Genomic DNA, 6,714 nt, shown 5'->3' with positions numbered 1-6,714 from the left:
AGTAGAAGCTGTAAATAAAGATCTTTTCAATATTTATCCAAACCCAAACAATGGATCATTTCACATTCTATTTAATGGTATAAATGAAGGTATTGTTCGTATTTCGGACGCTCAAGGTAGAGTAGTTTATGAAAATACCTTTATGGAAAAGGCAGGAATTAATGTTCAATTACCTAAAGTAGGTAAGGGATTATATACTGTTCAAGTTTACGGTAAAGAAGAGTATACTGTTAAACGAGTGGTTGTTGAATAGTACTTTTTTTTAGGACGAATAGTTTATTGACAACCTAGCCCCGAATTATTTTCGGGGCTTTTTTTGGAAAATACTTTCTAGCAATCTAGACCCATGATTAATTTCAGGGACCTTTTTTATTTGTTCGCGTTGAATTATTGATATTTTCGTTCAAGAATGAAAACGTATCAAATTGCATTAGCCCCTATACTCGCGTATAAAAACATCTATCAATTTATAGTGCTTTTAGCCGTTGCTGCAATTCAGCAGTTTTATTTTCAACTGTTTTTTGGCGTACAGTTTCTTTTGATGTTAATCCTCTTTGCATTGTATATAATACCTTTTCCTAAAGGTAAGTACAATCTCAGTTTTGTTTCAGAATTGTCTATTTGGCTGTATATGTTTATTGGGGCCTGGTATTGTTTTGGAGATGGTATGAATGAAGCAAAATGGAGTGTTTTGATGCAACATTTAGATATTAGAATAGCTGGAGCTTTGCTTCAACTCATCATTCATAGAAAATTGATTTATTCGAATACTTTATTGAGCAATGCTTGGGTTTTTGTGATGTGTTTATACACTTGGTTTTTGATGTACAACTCCATGCATTCTTTTTACAATTATGCTGATTTATTGATAGCTTTTATTACTCTTGAGCAATGTGTGATTGCCTTGCTGTCAAAGAATGAAGAATTGTTTACTCCGTCAATATTTCATATGTTTTTAGTGAAAAAATACAGAAAGAATAATAGGCTATTGCATAAAAAAAGTCCCTCTAATTAGAAGGACTTTCAATGTTTATTTATAATAATCCCGGAGGAGTATTTTTCTAAAAATTACTGTAGTGAAGATAGAGTAGGTGACCGCTAAAACAATCAATCCTAATAAACTAAAGGTTAAGAGGAAGTTGGTATCAAATGAACTTTGAATTCCTTCTTTCATTTCTGAAAAAATTTCATCGTTGGTCATTACTGCATATTTAGCATCACTCATCTTTAAGCTGTCCACATATGCTGGGCGTTGCATAGCGTTATAGACTAAGTCTATTCTTTCTTGCGCTCTATTTTCTACATATTCAGGTGTTATATCCTTGTAATAGAAAAAGATAAACACAGATACAATTACCGCATAGGGTGTGCCTGCAATCATACCATTTTTTATATCACTTAAGGCGGTACCACTACCAAACCCTTCTTTCTTTTTTTCAAAGAACAAACCTACTGCAATAGCAAGCAACAAAAAGAAGTTATTGATTAATCCAGGTACAAACAAATCATCTTGTAATACACCTAAAGCTTTAAAAATCATTTTAAGGACTATCCATCCTGCTGCGAAAAGGAGTCCGTATTTTAATGCTGGTCTCATAACTAGAATTAACCGTTCATAGAAACTAAGAACTCTTCGTTAGACCTGGTATTTTGCATGTGTTGTTTCATGAAATCCATAGCCTCGATAGGGTTCATATCTGCCAAGTGCTTACGTAAAATCCAAATACGTTGAAGAACATCTTTGTCCATTAATAAATCTTCTCTACGTGTACCAGAAGCAAGAATATCAATAGCTGGATATATTCTACGGTTGGCGATTTTTCTATCCAACTGTAGTTCCATGTTACCTGTTCCTTTAAATTCTTCGAAGATTACTTCGTCCATTTTAGAACCTGTTTCTGTTAAGGCTGTAGCGATAATAGATAAAGAACCACCATTTTCTATCTTACGTGCCGCACCAAAGAAACGTTTAGGTTTTTGAAGAGCATTAGCATCAACACCACCAGATAATACTTTACCAGAGGCAGGAGATACCGTATTGTAAGCTCTTGCTAATCGCGTAATTGAGTCTAATAAGATACATACGTCATGACCACATTCTACCATACGTTTTGCTTTCTCCAAAACAATGTTGGCAACTTTAACGTGTCTTTCTGCTGGCTCATCAAAGGTAGAGGCAACTACTTCTGCATTTACACTTCTTGCCATATCTGTAACCTCTTCCGGTCTTTCATCAATCAACAATACTATTAAGTATGTTTCAGGGTGGTTGGCAGCAATTGCGTTGGCAACATCCTTTAATAAAACAGTTTTACCCGTTTTCGGTTGTGCTACAATCATACCACGTTGACCTTTACCAATAGGAGCAAATAAATCCATAATACGCGTAGAAGTACTTTCTTGCGCGTGACCTGTTAATTTAAATTTCTCATCTGGGAAAAGAGGAGTAAGGTATTGGAAAGGAACTCTATCTCTAATGTAAGACGGAGATCTACCGTTAATCGAATCAACCTTTACTAAAGGGAAGTACTTTTCTCCTTCACGAGGAGGACGAATTGTACCTAATACAGTATCACCTGTTTTTAATCCGAATAATTTTATTTGAGAATGACTTACGTATACATCATCCGGTGAAGGAAGGTAGTTGTAGTCAGAAGATCTTAAGAATCCGTAACCATCTTGAATGATTTCTAATACTCCTTCTGCAGAAACAATTCCTGATAAATCGAATTTATCTTCTTTTTGTTTTCTGTTTTGTTTTTGAGGAGCTTTGTTTTGATCTTGATTGTGGTTGTTGTCGTTAGATTTACGTTGCCTAGGGTTGTTGGCTTTATCGTTGTTCTCTTTCGAGGCTCTTTGATCGTTCTTTTGGTTGTGGTGGCGGTTGTCGGGTTTCTTGTTTTCTTTCTGTGGCGTCGTTTTTTCTGGGTTGTCCGCAGTTAAGATTCTTCCTGCCGGTTTTTCGCTGGCTTCATTTTCTGTTTTGGGCCTACGTTTTCTTCGTGCGGGAGCGTCTTTTACTTCAATGGGAGCATTTTTGCTCTCTTTTTGTGGTGCTGCTTCTGCAGGAGCTGGAGCAGCTTCCTCTTTTTGTTGAGCATCTCCAGTGATAAGGTCAACTAACTCTGCCTTTCTATATGATTCAACGCGCTTAATACCAATTGTTTTCGCAATTTCGCGTAATTCAGGAAGTTTCTTTCCTGCTAAATCAGCTTTATTCATAAAGTTGAATTGAGATTTAAAATATCGATTTTATATAATACTTGAGTAATCTAGTAATTGTCTAACTCACAATGAGGTCGTGGGTTGTGCAGACAATGCAAGTATACAAATATTAATTAATATTTTTTTAAAATTTCAACTTTTTTATTTATACATGTATGTATTTGAACTTTAGAGCCCTTTATCCTTGAAATAAAGAAGTAAATCATTCCTTAATCATGGAATAAAAGATGGGGGTACTGTTTTTCGTTCTTCCTAGTTCATTCTATCATATAAGTTGAATCAAACTGTACAAAATAAACTTAAGGGGAATGGGGCAGACTTTTAAAGGAAGTTTATCTTTGCTTAAAATTTAATAAAGCATGTTACAGAGAATACAAACGATTTACTACGCCTTGGCAGTGATTTGTCTTTTGGTCTTGACCCTTGGGTTAGATGTTTACACCTACGATGGTGCTATTTCAGATTCATTTGAACTAACAGCACACTACAATTCTTATGGAGTGCAAGTAGAGGGTACTGCGCGCGAAAATTTAGTGCCAGAAAAAGCCGAAGCATTAAAAGAATATCTTCAATTGGAAGAAGGAAGTTCTTTGGCAAGTTTTTCAACTTCTACTGTAAGTTTTCCATTTTATATTATTTCAATTCTTATTCTACTCTTAACACTTGGAGCTATGGTTAGCTTCAAAAACTATAAACGCCAAATTAGAATGGGGCGTATGGCTTTTTTCTTTGCCCTAGTTTCCCTGATCGCAACAGTTGTTTTGTTTTACCTATCGGGAGAGGGTATGGAAACGCTTGTTGGAGAAGAAGGAGTAGTTAAAAATATTGGATTTGCTTTTTATGCCTTAGCGTTAAGTGTAGCGTTTATTTTCTTGGGAAATATTGGTGTGAGAAGAGATCAAAAATTAATTTCAAGCTTAGACCGTTTAAGGTAATTGTATGAATTTTTTATCCGTTGAAAACCTCACCAAAACATTTGGTGATAGACTTATTTTTGAAGATTTAACCTTTGGTATTGAGCAAGGGCAAAAGGCCGCTATTGTTGCTAAAAATGGTAAGGGTAAATCTACCTTATTGAAATGTTTGTTGGGCACTGAGCCCTACGATGATGGTAGAGTTGTGTTTCGTAAAGATATACGCGTGGCTTACTTAGAACAAGCAGAGAATTTGGATGAAAGTCATACCATTATAGAAGAGGTTTTTAACCATGATCTTCCTAAACTAAAAGTTGTAAAAGAATACAACAAGGCCATGAAAGAAAACGATGAAAAGCGCATAGAAGAGCTTTTTGTCGAAATTTCTGAATTGAATGCCTGGGATACAGAAGTGAAGGTTCAACAGATCTTGTCTAAGTTGAAATTAGATAATGTTGACTTACCTATCTCGGTATTATCAGGAGGACAGAAGAAACGAGTGGCTTTGGCCAAAGTTTTAATTGCTGAGCCTGACTTTTTAATTCTAGATGAGCCCACCAACCACCTGGATTTAGATATGATAGAATGGTTGGAAGATTACCTAGGTACTTCTAAATCTACCATTCTAATGGTAACGCACGACAGGTACTTCTTGGAGGTAGTATGTGATACTATATTAGAATTGGAGGATCACACCATCTACAAATACAAAGGAAACTTTTCTTACTATTTAGAGAAGAAAGCTGAGCGAGAAGAGCAGTTTGAAACTACCGTTACCAAGGCCCGCAGTAAGATGCGTACGGAATTGGAATGGATGCGTCGTCAGCCAAAGGCAAGAGGAACGAAGCAAAAAGCGCGTATTGATTCTTTCCATGACTTAAAGAAAGTAGCCAAGCAAAACATCAACAAAGAAGAGTTGGAGTTGGGGGTGAAAATGGAGCGTTTAGGAACCAAGATTCTCGAGCTTCATAAAATTGGTAAATCCTTCGGAGATAAAAAGATAATTGAGGAGCTTACCTATACTTTCAAACGTAATGAAAGACTAGGAATTGTTGGTAACAACGGTACAGGCAAATCTACTTTCTTAAATATGATCATGGGGCAGGAGCCGCTTGATAAAGGGAAAATAGTTATCGGTGAAACGGTTGTTTTTGGTTATTACTCACAAGAAAATATTCAGGTAGACGACAATAAAAAGGTAATCGATGTGATTCGTGAAATTGCTGAATACATTCCTTTAGAAAAAGGTAGACAAATGTCTGCTGCACAATTCTTAGAGAAATTCTTATTCCCTCGAGATATGCATTACAATTATGTGTATAAATTGAGTGGAGGGGAGAAACGTCGTTTAAAATTGATGACGGTCCTGATGGCCAATCCTAACTTTTTAATACTGGATGAGCCTACCAATGATTTGGATATTTTCGTTTTGAATGTTTTGGAGGATTATTTGCGTTCTTTCCAAGGGGCATTAATCATTGTATCTCACGATAGATATTTCATGGATAAAATGGTGGACCACTTATTTGTTTTTGAAGGAGAAGGGAAAATCAAAGATATCATTGGAAATTATACGGCGTATCGAGAACAGCTCAAAGCAGCCGATAAACTAGAAAAAGAAGAAAATAGACAACGTAAGAAAGAGGAGCAACTTGAAGCTGCAAAGGAAGTAGTTGTTGAAAAACCGAAACCTGTAGTAGAAAAACGTAAACTAACTTACAAGGAAAAAACTGAGTTTGAAGCTTTGGATGGTGAAATTATGTCTTTAGAAGAAGAGAAAGAAAAGTTAACAGCTAAACTTTCAAATCCTGATGTGAGCTCTGAAGAACTTAATGATGCGAGTAAACGTTTAGGTGAGGTGGTTGCTGAAATTGAGCAGAAAAGTGATCGATGGATGGAATTGGCTGAATTTGCTTAATTAAAATATTGAAGACTAAAAAAAGAGGCTACGCTTTAAAGTGTAGCCTCTTTTTTATTACCCTAATATTTTATTTAGAAATAACAATACAACTTAGTTTAACAGTAGTACCCATCATGCATATATTCATTTCTTCAACTTTTTCGTAGTTTATTTCAACCGTATTACCTTTATTTAATTCAATCTTCATGTCTTCAAGGTTTGTGGGGTTCAGCACTTCACCATTTTCTAATTGTAATAACCAACCACAACCATCAACTCCACTTATAACCGTAGCTGTTTTTGAGCCATCACAGGCATTTTTAGTAGATACACAAGCACTTAGCATGTTTCCTAAAATGATGAGAACAATGAAGAAGATATTTTTCATATTAAGTAATTGGATGAATTATTAAAGATAAAAGATTTAAAGTTATGCCAACTCTCGTAAAAATAGGCATCCCCTCCGAGATGCCTATATTACGTGTATACTCAAAATTAATTTATGAAAATTACGTGGTCAGGTGTTTCTGACAATTCGAGTGCTTTTAATATTGTTTCTTTTTAATGTGCTTGTTGATGAAGTAGTTACATACAATATTAGAATAATAAGAATTATCTATGTATACCACTTAAATATTTAATTCACCGTTTGTCATTACAAGATTAAAATATATT

Annotated in this window: 7 protein-coding genes; 4 read left to right on the top strand and 3 right to left on the bottom strand. The window is 35.2% G+C overall.

What is annotated here, in order from left to right; translation table 11 throughout:
- A partial coding sequence (locus R3333_RS11395) for a T9SS type A sorting domain-containing protein (RefSeq protein ID WP_318958905.1) occupies positions 1 to 253 on the top strand: 253 nt, incomplete at its 5' end.
- Between the two features lie 156 nt (positions 254 to 409).
- On the top strand, positions 410 to 1,015 hold the full coding sequence (locus tag R3333_RS11390) for a hypothetical protein (protein WP_318958904.1): 606 nt from the start codon (positions 410 to 412) through the stop codon (positions 1,013 to 1,015).
- Between the two features lie 15 nt (positions 1,016 to 1,030).
- On the opposite strand, the gene R3333_RS11385 is transcribed toward R3333_RS11390, so the two are convergent.
- Together R3333_RS11385 and rho are read right to left on the bottom strand one after the other, a co-directional pair.
- Entirely contained in the window at positions 1,031 to 1,597 is a 567-nt protein-coding gene (locus R3333_RS11385; protein WP_318958903.1) for a DUF4199 domain-containing protein, read from the bottom strand.
- 8 nt (positions 1,598 to 1,605) lie between these two features.
- Positions 1,606 to 3,222: a transcription termination factor Rho gene (gene rho / locus R3333_RS11380; RefSeq protein WP_318958902.1), complete on the bottom strand. Its 1,617-nt coding sequence runs from the start codon at positions 3,220 to 3,222 to the stop codon at positions 1,606 to 1,608.
- 362 nt (positions 3,223 to 3,584) lie between these two features.
- On the opposite strand from rho, the gene R3333_RS11375 reads away from it, so the two are divergent.
- Together R3333_RS11375 and R3333_RS11370 are read left to right on the top strand one after the other, a co-directional pair.
- The gene (locus tag R3333_RS11375; RefSeq protein ID WP_318958901.1) at positions 3,585 to 4,160 is read left to right on the top strand and encodes a DUF4293 family protein; all 576 of its coding nucleotides are present in this window, start codon (positions 3,585 to 3,587) and stop codon (positions 4,158 to 4,160) included.
- 4 nt (positions 4,161 to 4,164) lie between these two features.
- Entirely contained in the window at positions 4,165 to 6,057 is a 1,893-nt protein-coding gene (locus tag R3333_RS11370; protein ID WP_318958900.1) for an ABC-F family ATP-binding cassette domain-containing protein, read from the top strand.
- 70 nt (positions 6,058 to 6,127) lie between these two features.
- Here R3333_RS11370 and R3333_RS11365 read toward each other — a convergent pair whose 3' ends face one another.
- A complete protein-coding gene (locus R3333_RS11365) occupies positions 6,128 to 6,427 on the bottom strand; it encodes a hypothetical protein (RefSeq protein ID WP_318958899.1) in 300 nt (99 codons plus the stop codon).
- Positions 6,428 to 6,714 lie beyond the last annotated feature (287 nt).

This window comes from Lishizhenia sp. (assembly GCF_033720595.1).
Lineage (GTDB): Bacteria > Bacteroidota > Bacteroidia > Flavobacteriales_D > Crocinitomicaceae > Lishizhenia.
Note: the sequence above shows the minus strand (reverse complement) of the source record. Positions and strands in the feature narration are given on the sequence as shown.

Bases quoted from the DNA above. Each gene is read 5' to 3' on its own strand.
- R3333_RS11365 (WP_318958899.1), bottom strand. From the start codon at position 6,427: ATGAAAAATATCTTCTTCATTGTTCTCATCATTTTAGGAAACATGCTA.
- R3333_RS11385 (WP_318958903.1), bottom strand. From the start codon at position 1,597: ATGAGACCAGCATTAAAATACGGACTCCTTTTCGCAGCAGGATGGATA.
- rho (WP_318958902.1), bottom strand. From the start codon at position 3,222: ATGAATAAAGCTGATTTAGCAGGAAAGAAACTTCCTGAATTACGCGAA.
- R3333_RS11370 (WP_318958900.1), top strand. From the start codon at position 4,165: ATGAATTTTTTATCCGTTGAAAACCTCACCAAAACATTTGGTGATAGA.
- R3333_RS11375 (WP_318958901.1), top strand. From the start codon at position 3,585: ATGTTACAGAGAATACAAACGATTTACTACGCCTTGGCAGTGATTTGT.
- R3333_RS11390 (WP_318958904.1), top strand. From the start codon at position 410: ATGAAAACGTATCAAATTGCATTAGCCCCTATACTCGCGTATAAAAAC.